The sequence below is a fragment of the Serratia sp. PL17 genome (genome assembly GCF_017832355.1).
Lineage (GTDB): Bacteria > Pseudomonadota > Gammaproteobacteria > Enterobacterales > Enterobacteriaceae > Serratia.
The window spans coordinates 565,786-587,614 of the sequence record NZ_JAFIBY010000002.1 but is presented as its reverse complement, the minus strand read 5'-3'; the positions used below and the strand labels follow the sequence as shown (position 1 = coordinate 587,614).

The window sequence follows — 21,829 nt, the reverse complement described above, 5'->3', positions numbered from 1 at the left end:
GTATGGTCATACAGTATCAAGCCTAATTTTACAAAAATTCATCAAGGGCGGTTTGCAGCGCGAAAATCGTCGCCTGAAGCCGCACTGCATCACGATCGCCGGCAAAATGCATCTTACGCGCCAACACCCGCCCAGAGCGTTCAGCGAAGCCAAACCAGACAGTACCCACCGGTTTTTCCGCACTGCCGCCATCCGGTCCGGCAATACCACTGACCGACAGTGCCACGTTGGCCCGTGCCGCATGCAATGCTCCCTGCGCCATTTCACGCACCACTTCTTCGCTCACTGCACCGTGCGCCGCCAATGTGTCTTCAGCCACGCCCAGCAGCTCATGTTTCGCGGTATTGCTGTAGGTGACAAAACCACGATCGAAATAGGCGGAACTGCCAGCAATATCAGTGATTGCTTTGGCGATACCGCCGCCAGTACAAGATTCCGCGCAGGTGATCCACTGACCATTGGCCTTCAGTTTTTCCCCTACCACCATGCTGAGTTTACGCAGTTGGTTTTCACTCATGACCTCTCCTTAGCGAATCAAGGTATATGCGCCCGATAGTAGCATTTATCAACCTTGCCTGAGGGGGTGATGACAGAAATGCGCGGCACTTCGCAAGGGGTGCGGTGTTAAGCCGCGGGCCAAACTGCTAGTATCGAAGGTAAGGCCCGAGTTAACGGGCAGTGTTTTGCATGAGGGATATCACCGGATTGCCTATGCCACCAGCATAGCCAGCTCCAGGGCAAATCAGAATAAAAGATTAGGATGATAGAGTGAAAAAAACGTTAGGTGTTTTCTTTCCGTTGTATACCACCACCCTACTCATGCTATTGGGTTCAGGGCTACTCACGACGTACATCTCCTTGCGTTTAACCTCTATCCACGTAACCGGTGCGTTGATCGGTGCGCTTATCGCCGCCAACTATATCGGCTTGGTGATCGGCGGCAAAGTCGGTCATTTTCTGATTGCTCGCGTCGGGCATATCCGCGCCTACGTCTCCTGTGCCGGTATAATCACGGCCGCAGTGCTGGGGCACGGACTGACGGAATACATCCCCGTGTGGGTCGTACTGCGGTTGATTATCGGCTTGTGCATGATGTGTCAATTCATGGTGCTGGAAAGCTGGCTGAACGATCAGGCGGAATCCAACCAACGCGGCATGGTTTTCGGCTTCTATATGGCAGCCACCTATCTGGGCATGTCATTGGGCCAGGTGGTCTTAATGCTGCAGACCAATCTTGGCATCGCCACGTTGCTGGTTATCGCCCTGTGCTTTGCGCTGTGCTTGGTTCCTATCGCCCTGACAACCCGCACCAACGCCCGCCATATGTCACCCGCGCCGATGGAGCTGCGCTATTTTATCGGTGCTATACCCAAAGTACTGGCGACCACATTGGTGATCGGTATGGTGGTCGGTTCTTTCTATGGGCTTGCGCCGGTGTACGCGAGTATGCAAACGCTGACCACTCAGCAGACTGGCTTGTTTATGGCGATAGCCATCTTTGCCGGGCTGGTGGCCCAGTTCCCGCTCAGTTGGCTGTCGGACCGCTACAACCGCACACTGTTGATGCGTATCAACGCTATTTTATTGATCGTCGCATCACTGCCGCTGGCACTGGTGCCGCACATTGACTTCCCGGTGTTGCTGGTGTTGGGCTTTATCGTCAGCATGTTGCAGTTCACGCTGTACCCACTGGTGGTCGCTCTGGCGAACGATTTGATCGAACCGGAACGGCGCGTTTCTCTGGCGGCCTGTTTACTGATGGCCTTCGGGGTCGGTGCCAGTATCGGCCCTTTGGCTGTCGGTGCGCTGATTGAGCCATTGGGTGGCAATATTCTGTATGCCTTCTTCGCGCTTTGCGGTGTGTTGCTGGTCGCCTTCAGCCGGACGGTAAAACAGGACGAATCGCAGTTCGTGCAGGATGCACCATTACCCCATATTCCCCTGCCGGACAGCCTGACCAGTTCCCCGTTGTCCCCAGCGCTGAACCCAACGTTTGATGAGCAGATCATCCATGACACTATGCCACCACCGGAAGCGGCCCCTGATCCGATAGAACGACAGGACACGGACGCATCAGGGGAAGAGGAATCTGAAACGCCTATCCCCCAAGGGGCCGATCCCGATGAGGATACCGGGCTGAAAAAAGCGCATTCGATGCTGTAAGTTATTACAGATCCAGGAAAGAGCCCAAACGATAGCCACGCTCCGCTATCGCGTTTTTAATGCCTGGCGATGTCAACACCTCCACTTCGGCAAGCCGCGGGTAGCAATACTTGCTCGCCAAAATGGTTTTATCCAGAAACGCCGGATGGCACATCATCTCTACCGATCTCGCACCGCGCTGGTCAGTACGTTCAAGCACCTGCAAAAACAGCGCCTCGGATATCCCTTCACCATAAAAACCAGCATCAAACCACTCGGTGCTGTGATCGTAGTGCAACGGAATATCTTGTCGTTCCACGTCCTGGCGTCCTATGCGCAATGGGATGGATTTGGATTGGGCAAATGCCTCCACCAGCGGGTAAATCTGCGGCAGCATATGCACATGATGGTGGCTATCAATGTGGGTTGGCGCACGACCAAACACGGCAATAAATTTGTCGTATTGGCTCACCAACTCATCATGGATTTCATTCAGATCAAGCCGTGCAGTTTCGGCCCTTTCCCATAGCCACTTGCCCAGTTCCCCACGTTCATTCACCAACGACGGCATGGCGGTCAGCGGATGCCCATGGGTCAAGACAAAGTGCAGACCAATCTGTAACCCAGGATAAAGCTGACTGAGCCTGGCGGCATGCTGTATATCCGTGCTATTGACCATCGCAGTAGTTGAAGAGACAACGCCATAGTGAAACGCCTCAATAACGCCATAATTCTGGCCCTTGCTCAGACCAAAATCGTCGGCATTCACTATCAGTAACTTTTCCATTTTGGCATCCATTTAACAAATTTTTGGCAAGGGAATACCGTCCGTCAGGTACGGCAGTTCCCCTTCGCTTAAGCAAAGAAATTTATTTTGTCAGGCTATTGCCGGCCTGAAAGTATTCGGAATATCAGCGTTAATGCTTATCGGGAGCGGCCCTAAATCGGGCCGTAGAACTTTTTTCGGTAATTACCTGGCGTCACTTCCGTGAGTCTTTTAAAGTTTTTAATAAATAAGCTCACGTCGCCATAACCAGAATCAAAGGCAATATCCGAAACCGAATAGTTGGTGACCTCAAGCTGCGTTTTGGCAAAGTTGATGCGGATTTCATTGATCACCTGCATTGGCGTTTTATGGTAATAACGCCGCATTGCCCGAGTCAGGTATTCCTGCGTTTTCCCCGATAATTCAACCATATTGAGCAAGGCTTTTTCACCGAACATCGCTTTATCATGCATGCCTGCCAACGTATTCTTCAGCCACTGCGGGATATCACCCCCCTCGCCGCTATCTTCTTTATAGTGGCGAATACGGCTGATGATATAAAAGGTCAGTGTTTCCAGAAACTCAGCAAAATCATCCTCGCGAAACTGCGGTGACCCCACCACCGACTCAATATACGCAAGGAATTCATTCTTCAGGCTATACGCCTGAGAAGCGACGAAACAACGTGGCAACTGTTGCAGATAGTTCTCTTCAAAGAAAACCTTGCCGATAGCCACGTTGAAGATTTTTGCGGCGCCAAACTCATAAAAACTTTGATGATGCGAACCAATAGGGATAAAAACAAAGTCCCCTCGCTCCAGCAGCACTCGTTTGCCGTTAATCTCCTGGTAGCATTTACCGCTCAGGACGATAGTGAACTCGTAGTAGTCATGCTGATGTAGCCCGGTAGCGCTTTCCACTTTGTTATAGATAAACAAATGGAAGTCTTTGCAGTTAAAGAAATCCTGCTCCCGAATCAGCTTAACGTCGTTCGCATTTAGCGAAACCAGGTTCTCAGACACCGCGTGCGCCCTCATTAGTCAAAGCCATTTTGCCTGGCTGTCTCGGCAAACCAATAACCGCTTTTCTTAATCGTGCGTTGTTGGCTTTCTCGCTCCAGCCGCACTAACCCGTAGCGATTCTTGTAGGCATTCAGCCAGGACCAGCAGTCAATAAAGGTCCATAAATGGTAGCCTTTGCAGTTGGAACCGTCTGATAATGCCTGATGCAGCCATTTCAAATGGTCGCGAATGAAATCGATTCTATAATCATCTTCCACCCGGCCGTTGGCGCCGATAAAAGCCTCTTCCCCCTCAACGCCCATACCGTTTTCTGAAATATAGCAGGGAATATTGCCGTAGTTTTCCTTCAGATCCATCAGGATGTCATACAGGCCTTTCTCATAGATCTCCCAGCCACGGTGCGGGTTAATCTTGCGTCCCGGCATCTCGTAGTAGCTGAACACATCCTCCGGCATGGTCACTGGGTCTTCCGCCCGGTAGCCTTCCTTCGATTTGACTCTACGCGGTTGGTAGTAATTGACACCCAGAATATCCACGACCCCGTCGGCAATCAGCTGCGCGTCTTCCGGCATCGTCTGCGGCAACAGATCATGGGTGCGCAGTAAATTCACCAGGTCGTCCGGGTAGCGCCCCTTGGTTACCGGGTCGAGGAAACTCTTATTCAGCAGCAGATCCGCATAATGCGCCGCCACGCGATCTTCTTCACTGTTCGAGCGAGGATAAGTCGGGCTCAGGTTCAAAATAATGCCTATTGTGCCTGCATTACCCAACGCCCTGAACTCACTCACCGCTTTGGCATGAGCCAAAACGCTGTGATACGCCACCGCGATCGCTCTTTTGAAATCGACCACACAAGGATAATGCAGGTCGTTCAGATACCCAGCTTCCACCGGTACAATCGGCTCATTAAAGGTGAACCAATGGGTGACTCTATCGCCAAACAAGCTGAAGCAGATTCTGGCGTAACGGGCATAAGCCTCAACAACGGCCCGATTTTCCCAGCCCCCTTGCTGCTGCATACACATTGGCATATCGAAGTGGTAGAGATTGATAAATGGCGTGATGCCTTGGGCTAGCAGGCTGTCGATCATCGCATTATAAAAAGCCACCGCTTTTGGGTTCACTTCACCATCCCCCTGCGGGATCAATCGAGACCAGGAGATGGAGGTTCGGAAAGTATTATGTCCGAGAGTCTTTAACAGCTGGATGTCTTGTTGGAAATTGTCATAAAACGTGGAGGTTTCGGACGGGCCAACCTGATGATGAAAACGCTCAGGTGCAATCCCATACCAGTAATCGAAGATATTTTGGCTTTTGCCATCCCGTGCAGATGCCCCTTCCGACTGTGGTGCAGAGGTGGCACTGCCCCACCAGAAATCGTCAGCAAATTGATAGTTCATCCAAAGGCCCTCTAAAACTGGGGCAGAAAAGTCTGCCCCAGACTGCAGTTAGAATTTCAACGCCTTGGCGATGTCTTCTTCGCTTTCCGTCGCTTGATCGATCTGGCTCTGTGCTTTGTTGGAGATCATGACGAACGGCAGGTAAATCAGGGTCGCTACACCCAGGTTGAAGAAACTCAACAGCATGGCGACGATACTGCCGTTGGTGTTGAAGAATGCCCCCAAACCCACCGGCATGGTCCAGGGTGCAATATTGGTGATTGGCGGAATCAACCCGGTGTAATAAGCCACCGTGGTGATAATCGTCAATACCGGCTGAACCAGGATAAACGGAATAAACATCACTGGGTTCATGATGACTGGCAGGCCGAACAGGATGGGTTCGTTGATCTGGAAGATACCTGATGGCGTTGCCAGCTTAGCGACCTGGCGATAATCCTCGCGGCGTGAAGCAATAAAGATAGCGATAATCAGGCCCAGCGTTGAACCTGTCCCGCCCAGGTAGATGTAGGAGTCAACGAATGGCTTCGCCCACATGTGGAACTCTTTACCCGCAGCCACCGCAGCTTCAACAGAACCGTACTTGTTGTAAAGTTCGACGTTCTCCAATGCGAATGGCGTCATGATACCGCTGTCTAACGCAGCCAATGCCATCGAACCATGCACCCCGAAGAACCACAGCAGTGAGGAGAACATGACATATACCCATCCCACCACGCTGCCCATTTTCGCCAACGGCGCAGAGATGCTGTCCATGATAATTTGGTGGAAGTTGGTTCCCCACAGCGTAAGGCAGTAAGCCAGCACGCCCATGATGGACAAAATGAGGAAGCCCGGGATCAGTGCAGAGAACGAGCGCGACACTGAAGAAGGTACACTGTCTGGCAGGCTGATCACCCAGTTGCGGCGAACCACAAAGGTAAACATCTCGGCCACGACCAGGCCGATCACCATACCAGAAATGATGTTGGCACCCCCTAGCCAGTTAGCGCCAACGGCATAGGCCTCTCCGACACTGAACGGGGTAACAGTCATAAAGGCAGCCACCGCCAGCAACGCTGCCGCTAATGGGTCGACCTTACGCTCTTCAGCCAAAGCCATACTGATAAAAAATGGCGTCATCAGGGACATAATGCCCAAGGTGCCGTTATAAACGCTGCCTCCGATGGCCTTCAAGCCATTGAGCGTTTCAATGGTGGACGGATCCAGCCGCACCCCCAATGAAAAGAAGAATGATCCTTCACCGAAACTGAGAAACACGTTGTTGATCAGAACGAACATCGCCCCAGTCAACGTCAGTGGCATTAAACGAATGAACCCGTTTTTGATGGCATTAACATGGGGCTGTTTACCAATTTTCACAGCAAAAGGCAGTATGACCTTTTCCAACGAGGCAATTAACGTATTCACGGCAGACCCCTTTATTGGTTAGCTTTTTTGATGGTGGCGACCGCAGCCTTCAACACCCCAAGGCCATCGAGCTTGCCGTATAAACCGGAGTCGATCACTTCGACGGGCTTATTGGGTAACTGTTTTTGCACTTCGGCGAGCGTGTAGGCAATCTGTGGCCCCAGCAGGATCAAATCTGCTTCAGCGCCCTTTTCTGCAGCCAGCGCCTCAGGATAAGCGGCAATGATCACCGGCACTTCGTACTTCTCGGCTTGCGCTTTCATTTTTGAAACCAGCAGGGAAGTCGACATACCAGCAGAACAAAACAGATAGATTTTTTTCTTTTCCATACCAAGTCCCTCAAGATAATCAAAAAAGCCCCGTGTCATTTGTTTGCCAGATGCAATAGTTATTGCCTCACGCACATTCCTTATGAAAACTTCCGTTACGTTGCCCTGGTTGCAGACAGTATACGGAGGCATTGAAGTGGACCGGTAAGCCACCAGCACAAAGAACCGTCTCTGCTTGACCTACCAGATTGACCCTCTTCACATTTCATATAAAAAAATAGTGTGACCTGACTCACAAACAACCTTTAATTACTGAATTTATTCGCCATAAAAGAACAAATAACAATTATAAACAATACGTTATAAACATGCAGAATGTTTATGGATAATTCCATGCGCAGGGTCATTCATCGGTTGATTGGTGAACAGAAATAGTTCGCCCTTGATTAGCGCGCATCATCAAGATAAGACGAGACAAGCGGTGGCAAAGAGTCGGTGTTTTTGAGGGAAAGGCATTCGACGGACCAGCCACAGGCAGAGCAAGATTACGCTTCGGGACTGATCGTCTGGCTGGGATAACGCACTACGTTAATTACCGTAGTCAATGCGACGGGGTGGTTTCTGCGGTTCGGATAGTAAAGATAAAAACCTGGGAAGGGTGCGCACCAATCGGCCATCACCCGCTCCAGCCGCCCTGCTGCCAGATGTTCCTTTACTTCTTCCTCGATGGCGAACGCTATACCTGCATGCGCTAATGCTGCTTGCAACATCAGTCTTGCATCATCAAATATCAGCGGGCTATTCACCGAGACGGAAAGTATCTGGTCGCCTTTTTTAAACGTCCATTTATAGAGCTCTCCCGAAGCAATCTTTCGCCATCCAATACAGCGATGATTCAACAGGTCTTCGGGGTGGTTTGGCTTTCCATTCTGTTGGAAGTATTCAGGCGTTGCCACAATAGCCATACGTAAATCAGGCGTGACCCGCACAGCTCGCATATCGTTGTGTAGATCCTCGCCAAGCCGGATGCCGGCATCAAAGCCTTGTTCGACAATATTGGCAAATCCCTCTTCCGCCACAATCTCCAGCGTAATACCGGGGTAATCGCGGGCCAAGAGCCCCAAATGCGGCACCAGCGCAAGTTGGATAGCCGTTCGGGACGCATTGATCCGAACCACGCCCTGTGGCCGATCGCGAAAGGTATTCAAGCTCTCCAGCGCCGTATCGATATCGGCAAATAGCGGGGCCAACGTCGTCAGCAAATGCTCGCCCGCCTCAGTTGTTGATACGTTGCGGGTGGTACGATTCAACAAGCGAATGCCAAGCTGCGCCTCCAAATCGCGCATGGTATGACTGAGCGTCGGCGGTGTAACCCCTAGCCTGGCAGCGGCTCGCCTGAAACTGCGCTCTTTGGCGATGGCCACAAAGGCCGCCAGCCCTGACAAGTCGGTTTTTTTCATTTGATTGATATAAATAATTTAACAGTGAGATGAATTTTTAACGGATAGTTATCCATTTCGTAACAACATAGCATGGTTAGGTGTTTAATCACTGGGTATTAATGCTATGACTCAATACGCTGATTCTGTACATACCACCCCGCACAAACGCCTGGAAGGCAAAGTCGTCCTGGTCACCGGAGGGGGGACAGGTATTGGACGCGCCGCAGTACTGGCCTATGCGCGAGAAGGCGCAAAAGTGGCTTTGGCTGGGCGTCGTTCCGCAGAGATAGATGCCACTGCTCATGAGGTTATGCTCGCTGGCGGAGAGGCGCTGGCCGTCGTGGCGGACGTTTCGCAAGAAGAGGATGTCCGCCGCCTGCTCACCACAGTGACCTCTCACTACGGGCGGCTTGACATCGCTTTCAACAACGCCGGCATTCTCGGCAATTTTGTCCCTATCCATCAGCAAACTAGCGCAGATTTCGATGCGGTGATTGCCACCAATCTCAGGGGCGTCTGGTTATCGATTAAGTACGAGGTTGAGGCTTTTCTGGCGCAAAACTCAGGCGGTGTGATCGTCAATACCTCGTCCTGGCTTGCCAAAGGCGCGCTGGCTGGCTCATCAAGTTACTCTGCCAGCAAGGGAGCACTCGATGCGCTGATCCGTGCGATAGCACTCGAATATGGCAATCACGCTATCCGGATTAACAACATCAATCCCGGCATCATCGACACACCGATGGCCCATAGCAGCCTATCTGATCCATCCGCTTTCACCCCGTTCATCTCGCATACGCCTGCCCAACGATTGGGCCAGTCTGAAGACATCGGCGATGTCGCCGTCTGGCTCTCGACGGATGACGCCCGCTTTGTCACCGGGCAAAGCATTTTGGTCGACGGCGGTTACACCATCGCAGGAATGCGCTGAAAGCCACCACTATCGACAGCCCCTGGAGGTAAGACGATGAACTACGTTCGCCTTGGTCATAGCGGCCTGAAAGTTTCCAGACTTTGTCTGGGGTGTATGACCTATGGGGAACCGACCTGGCGCCCTTGGGTATTGCAGGAGGAGCAAGCTCGCCCTTTCATCCGGGATGCACTGGAATCCGGTATTAACTTTTTCGACACTGCAAATATCTATTCCTCCGGCGGGAGCGAACGTATTCTCGGGCGCGCGCTGAAGGACTTTGCGCGCCGCGACGATATGGTGATCGCTACCAAGGCGTTCTTCCCGATGAGCGAACACCCCAACAACCGCGGGCTATCACGCAAACATATCATTCAAAGCGTTAATGCCTCGCTACAACGCTTGGGGACAGATTATATCGATCTGTTCGTGATACACCGTTTCGATGAGGAAACCCCGATTGAGGAAACGGCCGAAACGCTCGATAACCTGGTGCGTGCCGGCAAGATCCGTTACCTCGGTGCGTCTTCAATGCACGCCTGGCGTTTTATGAAAATACTGGCGTTTCAACGTCATAATAATCTGGCCAGCTTTATTTCCATGCAAAGCCAATACAACCTGGTCACACGCGAGGATGAGGCGGATTTACTCCCGCTTTGTCTGGAGGAAGGTGTCAGCCTGACCCCTTGGTCGCCGTTGGCAAGGGGCTTACTGGCCGGCGCGAGAAAAGCCGGGACGCTTCGGGCCGAAACTGACGAACAAGCTCCACGCTGGTACGGCGGCAGAAATGAAGTGGAGCACACCATTAAGGCAGTTGAAGCCATCGCGACTGCCCGCGGCGTACCAACGGCACAGGTCTCTCTTGCATGGGTGTTAGCCAAAGAGTCAGTTGCCGCCCCCATTGTAGGCCTGTCCAAGTCACACCATCTTCAAGATGCACTCAAAGCGCTCTCACTCACGCTGTCAGATGAAGAGCTCGCAACACTTGAGGCTCCCATGAACAAACACGCTCGCCCCCAACGGTGGTAGTACTTCGCCCCACCCTTATCAAACTCAGGAGAGGCCAGATGTTATACGCAATAAGATATCGCACGGCGCTGGCCGCGCTAACAGCCCTACTATTCGCCATCGCAACGCCTGCGGCTTCCGCGGCCGTTCCCCCAAACGCCACCTGCACACCGACCAGCATGACTTTACCGCCAGGCGCGCTGTACCCTAATGGCATCGCCCGCGCTTCCGACGGAACCCTGTATGTTGGCTTAGTGACTAGCGGCCGTATCTTGCGAAAACGGCCGAACGAGAATTGGGAGACCTTTTTTTCCGGCGCCGAAACGGTTTTTGCCTCAACCACGCTGAGATTGGATGAGCAGCGTGGGCTGTTATGGGGAAACTCCCCGGACTTCCTCCCCACAGGACAAACTCGTGCCCATCGTGTTTTTGCCCTGAATGTCTCGGATGCGACGATTAACCGCAGTCTAACCTTACCGGAAGGAGGAATGGGTAATGACTTGGTTATCGCCAAAGATGGCACGGTTTATCTGACAGAAACCAAAGCAGGAAGCATCATGAGGCTTCGTCCTGGGGAGGCCAATTTTCAGATAATCTTCCGTGACAAACGCCTGGCTGGCCCCAGTGGCATCGGCGCTGCAGGTATTGTTCTGATAGATGGCAAGGTGATGGCGATTGCCAATTTTGGCAGCGGGAAGCTCTACACCCTAAGCTATGGGGAGGAACAGCCGAGCCTGTCAGAAATCCTGCTACCAAGAACCATCGAAAACCCAGATGGAATGGGATTGGCACCAGACGGCTCTCTTATCGTACTCGAGAATGGGATTAACAGCGGTCAGGGTAGAATCCTGCGAATTTCCGATCCGAGTAGCACTGGCTTACACCGCATTGAAATCATCCGTGAAGGTATGGAGTCCCCGGTCAACCTGGACATCACCCCACAGGGCTGTGCCTTTGTCAGCGAGGCCCGCATTCGCCACCGTTTACTCGCCGGACACGAGGCCGAAGTCCCCGGCAGCTTCCGCATTTACCAACTCCCCCTGCCTTTATCATCCGCCACTCACTGATACTCCCCTCGGGCTTGATGAATGATGGCAACCTCAAGCCCGCCTGTAGGCAATGTCCTTATTCCCTCATATTCTGATGACATTACAGCGAAAAATACGTTCTATCGATTGCAACGCTATTCTCTGGCTTAAAAACCAACTTTGCGCAAAGCTCCCCATTTTTACCTGTGACAGCCGATTGCCCGCTGGGCTAGTATAGCGGCAGTATTAAGGGCTTATTGATCCTTACCGCCGTCAACCACCAGTCCACGGCGTGGTTTTTTTGCAACGGCTTGACCCCTAATGATGGCACCCAACATCACAACCAACTTTAAATTCAATGGATTGGAAACAGTAATCTTATGAATAGCACCAATAAGCTCGATTCACACACGCCCATGATGCAGCAATACCTGCGCCTCAAGGCCGAACACCCTGAAATCCTGTTGTTCTATCGCATGGGTGACTTTTACGAGCTGTTTTACGATGACGCCAAGCGCGCTTCTCAGCTGTTGGATATTTCGCTGACCAAACGCGGCGCCTCAGCAGGCGAACCTATCCCAATGGCTGGTGTACCGCACCATGCGGTAGAGAACTATCTGGCCAAACTGGTGCAGCTCGGTGAATCTGTCGCCCTGTGTGAGCAAATCGGCGATCCCGCCACGAGTAAAGGCCCGGTTGAGCGTAAAGTCGTGCGTATCGTCACCCCAGGCACCATCACCGACGAAGCGCTGTTACAAGAGCGTCAGGATAACCTGCTGGCCGCCATCTGGCAGGACGCACGCGGCTTTGGCTACGCTACGCTAGATATCAGCTCCGGCCGTTTCCGGGTTGCCGAACCGGCAGATATCGAAACCATGGCGGCAGAATTGCAGCGCACGAATCCTGCCGAATTGCTTTACCCTGAAACCTTTGAACAAATGTCGCTGATTGAACAGCGCCACGGCCTACGCCGCCGCCCACTGTGGGAATTTGAACCCGAAACCGCACGCCAGCAGCTTAACCTGCAGTTCGGCACCCGCGATCTCACCGGCTTCGGCGTTGATCAAGCCCATCAGGCACTGCGAGCCGCCGGCTGTCTGTTGCAGTACGTTAAAGATACCCAACGCACCTCATTACCCCATATTCGAGGCATCACCATGGAACGCCAGCAGGACGGCATTATCATGGATGCCGCCACACGGCGTAACCTTGAACTCACCCAGAGCTTGTCCGGCGGCACTGAAAATACGCTTGCGGCAATCCTCGATTGCAGTGTGACCGCGATGGGCAGCCGTATGCTCAAGCGTTGGTTGCATATGCCCACTCGCGATATCAAGGTGCTGAATAATCGCCAACAGGCGATTGGCGCACTGCAGGATATCTATGCCGACCTTCAGCCTTCTCTGCGACAAGTTGGCGATCTGGAACGTATATTGGCTCGTCTGGCTCTGCGCAGCGCCCGCCCTCGTGACCTGGCACGGATGCGCCACGCTTTCCAGCAGTTGCCGGATATCCACGCACTGCTGAAGGGTGTGGATACCCCGCATGTACAGCACTTGCTATCACAAGTCGGTCAGTTTGATGAACTGCAGGATTTGCTGGAACGTGCCGTGGTTGAAGCCCCACCGGTTCTGGTACGTGACGGTGGTGTTATCGCGCCCGGCTACAACAGCGAGCTGGACGAGTGGCGCGCCCTGGCCGATGGTGCCAGCGACTACCTCGACCGTCTTGAAATTCGCGAACGTGAAAAGCTGGGGTTGGATACGCTGAAGGTCGGCTTCAATGGCGTACATGGCTATTACATCCAGGTTAGCCGCGGGCAAAGCCATCTGGTGCCAATCCACTACGTGCGCCGACAGACGTTGAAAAACGCCGAACGCTACATTATTCCCGAACTGAAAGAGTATGAAGACAAGGTTCTCACGTCGAAAGGGAAAGCACTGGCGATCGAAAAAGGGTTATACGAAGAGCTGTTCGATTTGCTGCTACCACATTTAGGTGAATTGCAGCAAAGCGCCGGGGCACTGGCCGAACTGGACGTACTGGCTAACCTGGCCGAACGTGCAGAAACACTGAATTACGCCTGCCCGACCATGAGTGAACAGCCGGGAGTTCGCATCACCGAAGGCCGCCACCCGGTAGTCGAACAGGTACTGAGCGAGCCCTTTATTTCCAACCCACTGTCTCTGTCGCCTCAGCGTCGTATGTTGATCATCACTGGTCCGAATATGGGGGGTAAAAGCACCTATATGCGACAAACAGCGCTGATCGTGTTGATGGCACATATCGGCAGCTACGTGCCGGCGAGTAAGGCCGTGATCGGCCCGGTTGACCGCATCTTTACGCGCGTTGGTGCCGCGGATGACCTGGCCTCTGGCCGCTCTACCTTTATGGTGGAGATGACTGAAACAGCCAATATCCTGCATAACGCCACTGAAAACAGCCTGGTATTGATGGATGAAATTGGCCGCGGTACGTCAACCTACGACGGTTTATCCCTGGCTTGGGCCTGTGCCGAAAACCTGGCCAACCGCATTAAAGCCATGACGCTGTTCGCCACCCATTACTTTGAGCTGACGACCCTGCCGGAGAAAATGGAAGGCGTGGTTAACGTGCACCTGGATGCGCTGGAACATGGCGACACTATCGCCTTTATGCACAGCGTACAGGACGGTGCAGCCAGCAAGAGTTATGGTTTGGCTGTGGCCGCACTGGCCGGTGTGCCACGTGAGGTAATCAAACGTGCACGGCAGAAGTTACGTGAGCTGGAAGCTATCTCAAGCCATACAGCCAGCGGCACCGTTGACGCGACCCAGATGACGCTGCTAAATGAGGAAAGCTCACCGGCAGTCGAAGCGCTCGAGGCGCTGGATCCGGATTCGCTGTCGCCACGCCAGGCGCTGGAGTGGATTTACCGCCTGAAAGGTATGGTCTAACCCGCGTATCATTTTGCGGGCATAAAAAAACGGTGAGCATTATGCTCACCGTTTTTATTTTAATGCGATTCACCTTCCAGCGTTACTCGCGGAACAGTGCCTCAATACTCAGGCCCTGCATCTGCAGAATTTCACGCAGGCGACGCAAACCTTCAACCTGGATCTGACGTACACGCTCACGAGTCAGGCCAATCTCACGACCTACATCTTCGAGCGTTGCCGCTTCGTAGCCCAACAGACCAAAACGACGTGCCAGCACTTCACGCTGTTTAGCGTTCAGTTCGAACAGCCACTTAACGATGCTCTGCTTCATGTCATCGTCTTGTGTGGTGTCTTCCGGTCCGTTGTCTTTTTCGTCCGCCAAAATGTCCAGCAACGCTTTCTCTGAATCCCCGCCCAACGGCGTATCAACAGAAGTGATACGTTCGTTCAGACGCAGCATACGGCTGACATCATCGACCGGCTTGTCGAGTTGCTCTGCAATCTCTTCTGCGCTCGGTTCATGATCCAGTTTATGAGAAAGTTCGCGCGCGGTGCGCAGATAGACATTCAGTTCTTTGACAATGTGGATAGGCAAGCGGATGGTACGGGTTTGGTTCATGATCGCCCGTTCAATCGTCTGCCGGATCCACCAGGTTGCGTAAGTCGAGAAACGGAAACCACGTTCTGGGTCAAACTTTTCCACTGCGCGGATCAGACCGAGGTTACCCTCTTCAATCAGATCCAGCAGCGCCAGGCCGCGATTGCTGTAACGGCGGGCGATTTTCACCACCAACCGCAGGTTACTTTCAATCATTCGGCGGCGGGACGGCACGTCACCGCGCAGTGCACGCCGCGCAAAATAAACTTCTTCCTCTGCGGTCAGCAGCGGAGAATAGCCGATTTCGCCAAGATAGAGCTGCGTCGCATCCAATACGCGTTGGGTCACGCCTTGTGACAACAACTCTTCTTCCGCTAGATCACTCTCACTGGCCTCTTCTTCAACCAGTGCTTTTTCGTCGAATGATTCCACTTCCGTTGCGTTCTCGTCGAAATCCGCATCATCATGTAACTCGTTAACTTTCAGCGTATTTTGGCTCATATGCTGCTCCTACCCGTGATACCGCGAGCAGAATACAGCGTATTCTGCCCAATCTATCGCTGCGGAAGATAACGCAGCGGGTTTACGGATTTCCCCTTGTAACGAATTTCAAAATGCAAACGTACTGAACTGGTTCCGGTGCTACCCATGGTGGCTATTTTTTGACCCGCCTTCACTTCTTGTTGTTCCCGGACCAGCATTGTGTCGTTGTGAGCGTAGGCGCTCAGGTAATCATCATTGTGTTTAATGATGATTAGATTACCGTAACCCCGTAAAGCGTTGCCTGCATACACTACACGACCATCGGCGGTAGCGAGAATCGGCTGCCCACGGGACCCGGCGATATCGACTCCTTTATTCCCACCTTCTGATGAGGAAAAGTTATCAATAATCTTACCGTCAGTAGGCCATCTCCAGGTACTTACTGGGGCACTATTGCTGACGGTGCTGCTCACTGGTGGAGCAACGACCGGTGCGGTAACAGGGGCTGTTGCGGTAGTTGCCGCCACTGCGCCTGCTGCAGGTAACATCTTACCTACATTCTGTTTACCCGAGTTATCAGAATACGCGTTAGTTGATTGAGAATCAACCGTTGCAGTTTGTATCTGAGTGCTCGATGGCGGCTTAGGAACACCGCCGCTGGTCGCGTCTGTTGCCGCCAACATGCCGCCATTTCCGTTGGCAGAACCATTACCAAGCTGAATGTTTTGACCCACATTCAGGCTGTATGGTTCAGGAATATTATTGCGCTGAGCCAGGTCACGGTAGTCGTTACCGGTGATCCAGGCGATATAAAACAGCGTGTCTCCGCGCTTAACCGTATAGGTATTACCGCTGTAGCTCCCTTTGGGAATCGACGTGTAACTGCGGTTGTAAACAATATGGCCTTCAGAGCTCACCGGCACACCGGCATTGTTGGATGCGGCAGATCCGCCACCGTCCACACTACTGATAGGGGCCGATGTCGACGCGTTGTTTGTACAACCCGCCAACCACAAACTTACCATCGTACACACCGCAACCCGGCGTAATGTAATCATTGGGCTTCCCGTGCTCATGCTTCCCCCATGACAGCAATATCAGCGATATATCCAAAATACCCTTTACATCGTAGCTGAGCTTTTACCATTCTCTCAGTTTCTACCATGAAAGGTGCCCGCGGCCGATCCCTGAACGTCAGGAAATTTCATGCCCGAGCCTCAAAACAGCGCGCCAATGCTAACCACATTAGCGGTGCTGCACCATAAGACAACTACGCAGAAAGGCAATTGTATTGAAAATTAGTTTTATTGAAACGGTAAAACCTTAACCAGAGGTGATGAAAGTGCAACAGATTTCGTATCCTGTCGAAAATTCAGACAATCGCTAGGCTAACTCACCCTTCACCAAGGGTACAAAGCGCACGGCTTCGACGATATCGACGACAAACTCGCTCCCTTGTCGTTGAATGCGCTTGAGGATTTGAGACTGCTCACCCACTGGCAATACCAGAATGCCGCCGTCATCCAACTGCTCCATCAACGCGGGGGGGATTTCCGGCGGCGCGGCAGTGACAATAATGGCATCAAACGGACCACGAGATGCCCAGCCCTGCCAGCCATCACCGTGACGAGTTGAAACATTGTGAAGATCAAGTTGCTTCAGGCGGCGTTTGGCCTGCCATTGCAACCCCTTGATGCGTTCAACGGAGCAAACATGTTGCACCAGATGCGCCAAAATAGCGGTTTGATAGCCTGAGCCGGTACCGATCTCCAACACCCTTGACGTGGGTGTCAGGTTCAGGAGTTCGGTCATCCGTGCGACCATATAAGGCTGGGAGATCGTTTGGCCAGACCCGATGGGCAACGCAGTATTCTCATAGGCTTTGTGTTCAAGTGCTTCATCAACAAAACGTTCGCGCGGCACCGCCTCGATCGCCTGCAGCAACCGCTCGTCCCGGATCCCTTGTTGACGCAGCTGCGTCAGCAATGTTTGCATACGCTTGTTCACCATTCCCCGCCAACCCCTGCTTTGGTTAACCACGTTTTTACCACGTCTTGGGCCGTATAGGCGGTTAAATCCACCTGCAATGGTGTGATTGCCACGTAACCCTGCTCAACTGCAGCGAAATCCGTGTCCGGCCCGGCATCAAACTTATCACCCGGTGGCCCAATCCAATAGAGGTTTTGCCCACGAGGATCCTGCTGGCAGAACACTTTGTCGGCAGGGTGTCGGCTACCGCAGCGTGTCACGCGAATTCCCTTGATCTGTTCCAAGGGTAAATCAGGCACGTTGATATTCAGAATTTTACCGGTACGTAACGGCTCACGCTGTAGCGCTCGCAGTATCCGGCAGGTAATCACTGCGGCAGTAGCATAATGCTGGTGGCCGTTCAGCGACACCGCCAGCGCCGGTAAACCCAAATGGCGTCCTTCCATGGCGGCGGCAACAGTACCGGAATAAATAACATCATCACCCAAATTAGGGCCGGCGTTGATACCAGAAACCACGATATCCGGCGCGGGTTGCATCAGAGCATTCACGCCCAGATACACGCAATCGGTCGGCGTCCCTTGCTGTACAGCAATATCCCCATTGGGCATCGTCAGGGTGCGCAATGGGGATTCCAGCGTCAACGCATTGGAAGAACCGCTACGGTTACGATCGGGCGCTACAACTTGTACTTCGGCGAACTCACGCAGTGCCGCCGCCAGCACCTGAATGCCTGGGGCGGTCACGCCGTCGTCATTACTCAGCAATATCCGCATATGAGGTTATCTTCTTTTTATCTCTCAACCAGACCCCTTGCAACGCGGCCCAGCATGTAAATACTTGGTAGAAAGTGCCTAAAAGGAGGCGCTTAACCAGCAGATATTATGTTTACTCCCCCCGGCATGTCCAGTCACCAAGGGAAAAGCCCCCCAATGCTGCAACCCTGCTCACAGAGAATATCTGAAGATCATCACGCAATCCTTACGAAAACCTGACAATACGGTCGCACTCAAGTAAAATCGTAATTCAATAACTTCAAGGTTTCTCTCCTCAATGCCAATAACAAGACTAAAATATTTAGATGGTTTACGTGGTGTGTTTGCGTTAACTGTCGCGCTAAGCCATTTTTTTGGTAGTCAATATGGGTGGAATGACTATCCCTTCCAAAATGCGTATATATCCGTTGATTTCTTTTTTATTCTTTCGGGTTTTGTTTTGTCACATGTTTATGGCCAAGCCTTATCATCAGGCTTAATGAGTGATAGAAAGTTTATCTTCTATCGCTTCGCACGGATGTACCCGTTGCATATTGCCACTATGATTATCGTTGGTATCATTTATCTGCTGACCCAACGAGGTTTTCCCTTTGACGAGCCATTTATTTCTGGCATTGCAAATATTTTTCTTCTGCAGAATATGGGTTTTGTCAACAACTGGAACTGGAATGATCCTAGCTGGTCAATCTCAGTCGAGTTTTGGGTTTCCGTATTTTTGGTTCCTTGGTGTATCCGTCGTGTAAAAACCAACCTTCTGCTATTTATTTCCTTAATGTGTTACACCGTTTTATATACATCATTCGGTTCACTGATGGTCGCTCATGAAATGATGTACGGTATTGTCACCTCAGGCTTTGTTAGATGCATCGCCGGCGTCACACTGGGGATCGCAGTTTGTAGAATGGCCCAAGGAATGAGGCCAGTAGGACTTACCCACATACAGAAATCTATCATTGGTTGCCTTGACGTCATTCTTTTCGCAACCGTTGTATACTTAGTTTATCAAAAGACTCCGATTGGAAAACTTAGCTTCTTACCGATTCCACTTATCGCGTTACTCATTTTAAGCTTGGCAACACTAAGTTCGTGGTTCCATCAGATTATCAGTAGTCGAATTCCAGCTTGGCTCGGTGATATCAGCTACTCTGTTTACCTTATACATACTCCTATTATTTTGATCATGGGAGCGATACTCTCCCCACTAAACTTACCATTCGGAATAAAATTCGTCGTTTTTGTTGCGTTGACATTATTCTTATCACAACTCACTCATCGCTTCTTTGAGAAGCCCTGTTATGAATGGTTAAAAAAGCGTTTCTCCGAACAATCGCAAGCCAATGTGAAAGAGATAAAATTAAATGCAGAAAAAAAATTAGCCAATCAACGCTAAGGTATCTGATAAAAAAACCTGCTTTCGCAGGTTTCTTATTACTCGCTAATGTCCGTATCACTGTTGTCCTGCCGCATAATTTCGCGCACCACGCTGGTGGCGAAACTGCCGGCAGGTAGCCAAAAACGCAGTTCAACGGTGGCATCGTCCCACCAGTCCCACTGCATATTTTTTGGCTGTAACAACAGCGCACGGCGTGCCGGATCAACGCGCTCGCGCGTTAATAGCGCCATCAGTTCAGGTTGTTCCAGCAGGCATTGCTGTTCAAAACTCAACGCCTCCCCGGCAGTGCCTGGTTCGCCGTCACCCGGCAGGGGAGCCGTAATCAGCAATTCACCGGCATCAAGCCGTTGCTGTAAAGTATCCAGTTCGTCCGCTTTGGCAACAAACCAGCTACCACGGCCGCTGAGCTGCAAGGCATCGCCTTCAAGCACAGTGTGTTGCTGCTGATTAGCCAAACGTCGACTTGCAATCAGGTTAAACAGTGCACTACGACTGGCGGACAGATAAAAGCTGCGTTTACTGCGTTCTTTTACCCGGATCTCATCCTTCGCCCAACGCCGTGCCATCACCAGGTTATTTCCGCCACGGCCAAAACGCTGGCTGCCAAAGTAGTTTGGGACGCCACCGGCCGCAATCGCCTGCAGGCGAGATTCAACATCCTGGCGATCGGAAATATGGCGCAGCACTAACGTGAAGGCATTGCCTTTCAGCGTGCCGATGCGCATTTTGCGTAGATGGCGGGCACTGGCCAGAACTTCGCAGCCTTCCAGTGAGAACTGGGTGAAATCGGGAGTTTCTTTCCCCGGTAGATGCAGACAGAACCACTGCTCGGTCACGGCATGGCGATCTTTCAGACCGGCATAGCTGACAGAGCGGGCATGAATACCCGCAAAACGCGCCAGGTAATCTGCGACAAACTGAGTGTTACATCCATTTTTACGGATGTTCACCAACACATGTTCGCCTTCCCCGTCCGGCTCAAAGCCCAGGTCTTCCACCACCACGAAATCTTCCGGGTTGGCTTTCAGCACGCCAGTGCTCTGCGGCTGGCCGTGGAGCCAGGTCAAGTTAGCCATATCCATGCAGTTATTCCTTGATCAACAAGGCAACCGCTTCGCAGGCAATGCCCTCACCGCGTCCGGTAAAACCGAGCTGTTCGGTAGTGGTGGCCTTAACGTTGACATCGTCCATATGGCACTGCAGGTCTTCCGCCAGGAAAATACGCATTTGCGGGATATGCGGCGCCATTTTAGGTGCCTGAGCAATAATGGTAATGTCCAAATTCCCCAGACGATAGCCTTTCGCACGGATACGCTTCCAGGCTTCGCGAAGCAGCTCACGGCTGTCGGCACCTTTGAAAGCGGGGTCGGTATCCGGGAACAGTTTACCAATATCCCCCAGCGCCGCCGCACCCAACAAGGCATCGGTCGCTGCATGCAGCGCTACATCACCGTCGGAATGGGCCAGCAAACCTTTCTCATAAGGGATACGAACACCACCGATCACCAGCGGCCCTTCGCCACCAAATTTATGTACGTCAAAACCGTGACCGATACGCATGATGCGCTCCTTAATTGTCCAACTGAGTTAAATAGAATGCTGCCAGCGCCAAATCTTCTGGTCGCGTGACTTTAATGTTGTCCGAACGCCCGGTTACCAACAGCGGATGATAGCCGCAATGCTCTAGGGCTGAGGCTTCATCAGTGACTGTTGCACCTTCATCCAGCGCCCGCTGCAAACAGAGTTTAAGCAACGCCAATGGAAATAGCTGTGGTGTCAATGCATGCCACAGGTCCTGACGTTCAACGGTATGTGAAATTGCGTTGCGACCCGCTTCGGCGCGCTTCATGGTATCACGCACCGGCGCAGCCAAAATGCCGCCCACATCGCTGTGCTCAGTAATCGCCAGCAGACGTTCGAGATCGTCTGCATGCAGACATGGCCGAGCCGCGTCGTGCACCAGAACCCATTTAGCGTCGCCGGCCAGTTGTAGCCCGGCCATTACCGAATCAGCGCGTTGTTGACCGCCGATGGTCACCCGCACACGGGGGTCTTTTGCTATGGGTAACTGGCGGAACTGCTGGTCATCTGGGCCGATCGCGACAATCACCTGAGGAATACGCGGATGCCGCAACAATGCATGGATCGCGTGTTCGAGAATGGTTTGATGGCCGATCGTTAAATACTGCTTTGGGCAATCCGCCTGCATACGGCTGCCAATACCGGCAGCGGGCAGGACGGCAATCACCGATGGAAAGGTTCCTGCGGAGTGATTCAT

The 21,829-nt window shown here is 52.3% G+C and carries 20 protein-coding genes; 6 read left to right on the top strand and 14 right to left on the bottom strand.

Annotation, left to right across the window (positions count from 1 at the left end):
- Nucleotides 1-28: 28 nt before the first annotated feature.
- Nucleotides 29-517 (bottom strand): nicotinamide-nucleotide amidase, encoded by a 489-nt coding sequence (gene pncC / locus JOE25_RS11425; protein ID WP_209635217.1) that lies wholly within the window; start codon nucleotides 515-517, stop codon nucleotides 29-31.
- Nucleotides 518-768: 251 nt separating this feature from the next.
- Here pncC and JOE25_RS11420 point away from each other — a divergent pair, with 251 nt between their 5' ends.
- Nucleotides 769-2,163: an MFS transporter gene (locus JOE25_RS11420; protein WP_209635216.1), complete on the top strand. Its 1,395-nt coding sequence runs from the start codon at nucleotides 769-771 to the stop codon at nucleotides 2,161-2,163.
- Between the two features lie 4 nt (nucleotides 2,164-2,167).
- On the opposite strand, the gene chbG is transcribed toward JOE25_RS11420, so the two are convergent.
- The 6 genes from chbG to JOE25_RS11390 all read right to left on the bottom strand — a co-directional run bounded on the left by chbG (nucleotide 2,168) and on the right by JOE25_RS11390 (nucleotide 8,469).
- Entirely contained in the window at nucleotides 2,168-2,929 is a 762-nt protein-coding gene (gene chbG, locus JOE25_RS11415; RefSeq protein WP_209635214.1) for a chitin disaccharide deacetylase, read from the bottom strand.
- Nucleotides 2,930-3,081: 152 nt separating this feature from the next.
- Nucleotides 3,082-3,945: a transcriptional regulator ChbR gene (chbR, locus tag JOE25_RS11410; protein WP_209635212.1), complete on the bottom strand. Its 864-nt coding sequence runs from the start codon at nucleotides 3,943-3,945 to the stop codon at nucleotides 3,082-3,084.
- Nucleotides 3,945-5,330 (bottom strand): glycoside hydrolase family 1 protein, encoded by a 1,386-nt coding sequence (locus tag JOE25_RS11405; RefSeq protein ID WP_209635210.1) that lies wholly within the window; start codon nucleotides 5,328-5,330, stop codon nucleotides 3,945-3,947. The genes chbR and JOE25_RS11405 overlap by 1 nt, the downstream gene beginning before the upstream one ends.
- Nucleotides 5,331-5,378: 48 nt before the next feature.
- Nucleotides 5,379-6,740, bottom strand: a complete 1,362-nt coding sequence (gene chbC, locus JOE25_RS11400) for a PTS N,N'-diacetylchitobiose transporter subunit IIC (protein ID WP_209635208.1) — start codon at nucleotides 6,738-6,740, stop codon at nucleotides 5,379-5,381.
- An 11-nt stretch (nucleotides 6,741-6,751) separates the two neighbouring features.
- Nucleotides 6,752-7,069, bottom strand: coding sequence for a PTS sugar transporter subunit IIB (locus tag JOE25_RS11395; protein WP_209635206.1), 318 nt, complete (start codon nucleotides 7,067-7,069; stop codon nucleotides 6,752-6,754).
- A gap of 485 nt (nucleotides 7,070-7,554) precedes the next feature.
- Complete coding sequence (locus JOE25_RS11390) at nucleotides 7,555-8,469, bottom strand: LysR family transcriptional regulator (RefSeq protein WP_209635204.1); 915 nt, start codon at nucleotides 8,467-8,469, stop codon at nucleotides 7,555-7,557.
- 106 nt (nucleotides 8,470-8,575) lie between these two features.
- On the opposite strand from JOE25_RS11390, the gene JOE25_RS11385 reads away from it, so the two are divergent.
- From JOE25_RS11385 to mutS, 4 genes are all read left to right on the top strand, one after another.
- Nucleotides 8,576-9,379, top strand: a complete 804-nt coding sequence (locus JOE25_RS11385; RefSeq protein WP_209635202.1) for a glucose 1-dehydrogenase — start codon at nucleotides 8,576-8,578, stop codon at nucleotides 9,377-9,379.
- Between the two features lie 36 nt (nucleotides 9,380-9,415).
- Complete coding sequence (locus JOE25_RS11380; RefSeq protein WP_209635200.1) at nucleotides 9,416-10,387, top strand: aldo/keto reductase; 972 nt, start codon at nucleotides 9,416-9,418, stop codon at nucleotides 10,385-10,387.
- A 38-nt stretch (nucleotides 10,388-10,425) separates the two neighbouring features.
- On the top strand, nucleotides 10,426-11,433 hold the full coding sequence (locus JOE25_RS11375; RefSeq protein ID WP_245209821.1) for a hypothetical protein: 1,008 nt from the start codon (nucleotides 10,426-10,428) through the stop codon (nucleotides 11,431-11,433).
- Between the two features lie 341 nt (nucleotides 11,434-11,774).
- On the top strand, nucleotides 11,775-14,330 hold the full coding sequence (gene mutS, locus JOE25_RS11370; RefSeq protein ID WP_209635198.1) for a DNA mismatch repair protein MutS: 2,556 nt from the start codon (nucleotides 11,775-11,777) through the stop codon (nucleotides 14,328-14,330).
- A gap of 82 nt (nucleotides 14,331-14,412) precedes the next feature.
- Here the strand turns inward: mutS and rpoS are convergent, their stop codons facing one another.
- From rpoS to surE, 4 genes are all read right to left on the bottom strand, one after another.
- The gene (gene rpoS / locus JOE25_RS11365) at nucleotides 14,413-15,411 is read right to left on the bottom strand and encodes an RNA polymerase sigma factor RpoS (RefSeq protein WP_209635196.1); all 999 of its coding nucleotides are present in this window, start codon (nucleotides 15,409-15,411) and stop codon (nucleotides 14,413-14,415) included.
- A 53-nt stretch (nucleotides 15,412-15,464) separates the two neighbouring features.
- Nucleotides 15,465-16,451, bottom strand: coding sequence for a murein hydrolase activator NlpD (nlpD, locus tag JOE25_RS11360; protein WP_209635194.1), 987 nt, complete (start codon nucleotides 16,449-16,451; stop codon nucleotides 15,465-15,467).
- A gap of 325 nt (nucleotides 16,452-16,776) precedes the next feature.
- On the bottom strand, nucleotides 16,777-17,403 hold the full coding sequence (locus tag JOE25_RS11355; RefSeq protein ID WP_209635192.1) for a protein-L-isoaspartate(D-aspartate) O-methyltransferase: 627 nt from the start codon (nucleotides 17,401-17,403) through the stop codon (nucleotides 16,777-16,779).
- A complete protein-coding gene (gene surE / locus JOE25_RS11350; RefSeq protein ID WP_209635189.1) occupies nucleotides 17,397-18,158 on the bottom strand; it encodes a 5'/3'-nucleotidase SurE in 762 nt (253 codons plus the stop codon). Before surE ends, JOE25_RS11355 begins: the two co-directional genes overlap by 7 nt.
- 277 nt (nucleotides 18,159-18,435) lie before the next feature.
- Here surE and JOE25_RS11345 point away from each other — a divergent pair, with 277 nt between their 5' ends.
- Nucleotides 18,436-19,548 (top strand): acyltransferase, encoded by a 1,113-nt coding sequence (locus JOE25_RS11345; RefSeq protein WP_209635188.1) that lies wholly within the window; start codon nucleotides 18,436-18,438, stop codon nucleotides 19,546-19,548.
- Nucleotides 19,549-19,586: 38 nt separating this feature from the next.
- Here JOE25_RS11345 and truD read toward each other — a convergent pair whose 3' ends face one another.
- The 3 genes from truD to ispD are packed head-to-tail and all read right to left on the bottom strand — an operon-like array spanning nucleotide 19,587 to nucleotide 21,829.
- Entirely contained in the window at nucleotides 19,587-20,633 is a 1,047-nt protein-coding gene (truD, locus tag JOE25_RS11340) for a tRNA pseudouridine(13) synthase TruD (protein WP_209635185.1), read from the bottom strand.
- Nucleotides 20,634-20,637: 4 nt separating this feature from the next.
- Nucleotides 20,638-21,111, bottom strand: coding sequence for a 2-C-methyl-D-erythritol 2,4-cyclodiphosphate synthase (ispF, locus tag JOE25_RS11335; protein ID WP_004950274.1), 474 nt, complete (start codon nucleotides 21,109-21,111; stop codon nucleotides 20,638-20,640).
- Between the two features lie 10 nt (nucleotides 21,112-21,121).
- Nucleotides 21,122-21,829, bottom strand: coding sequence for a 2-C-methyl-D-erythritol 4-phosphate cytidylyltransferase (ispD, locus tag JOE25_RS11330; RefSeq protein ID WP_209635183.1), 708 nt, complete (start codon nucleotides 21,827-21,829; stop codon nucleotides 21,122-21,124).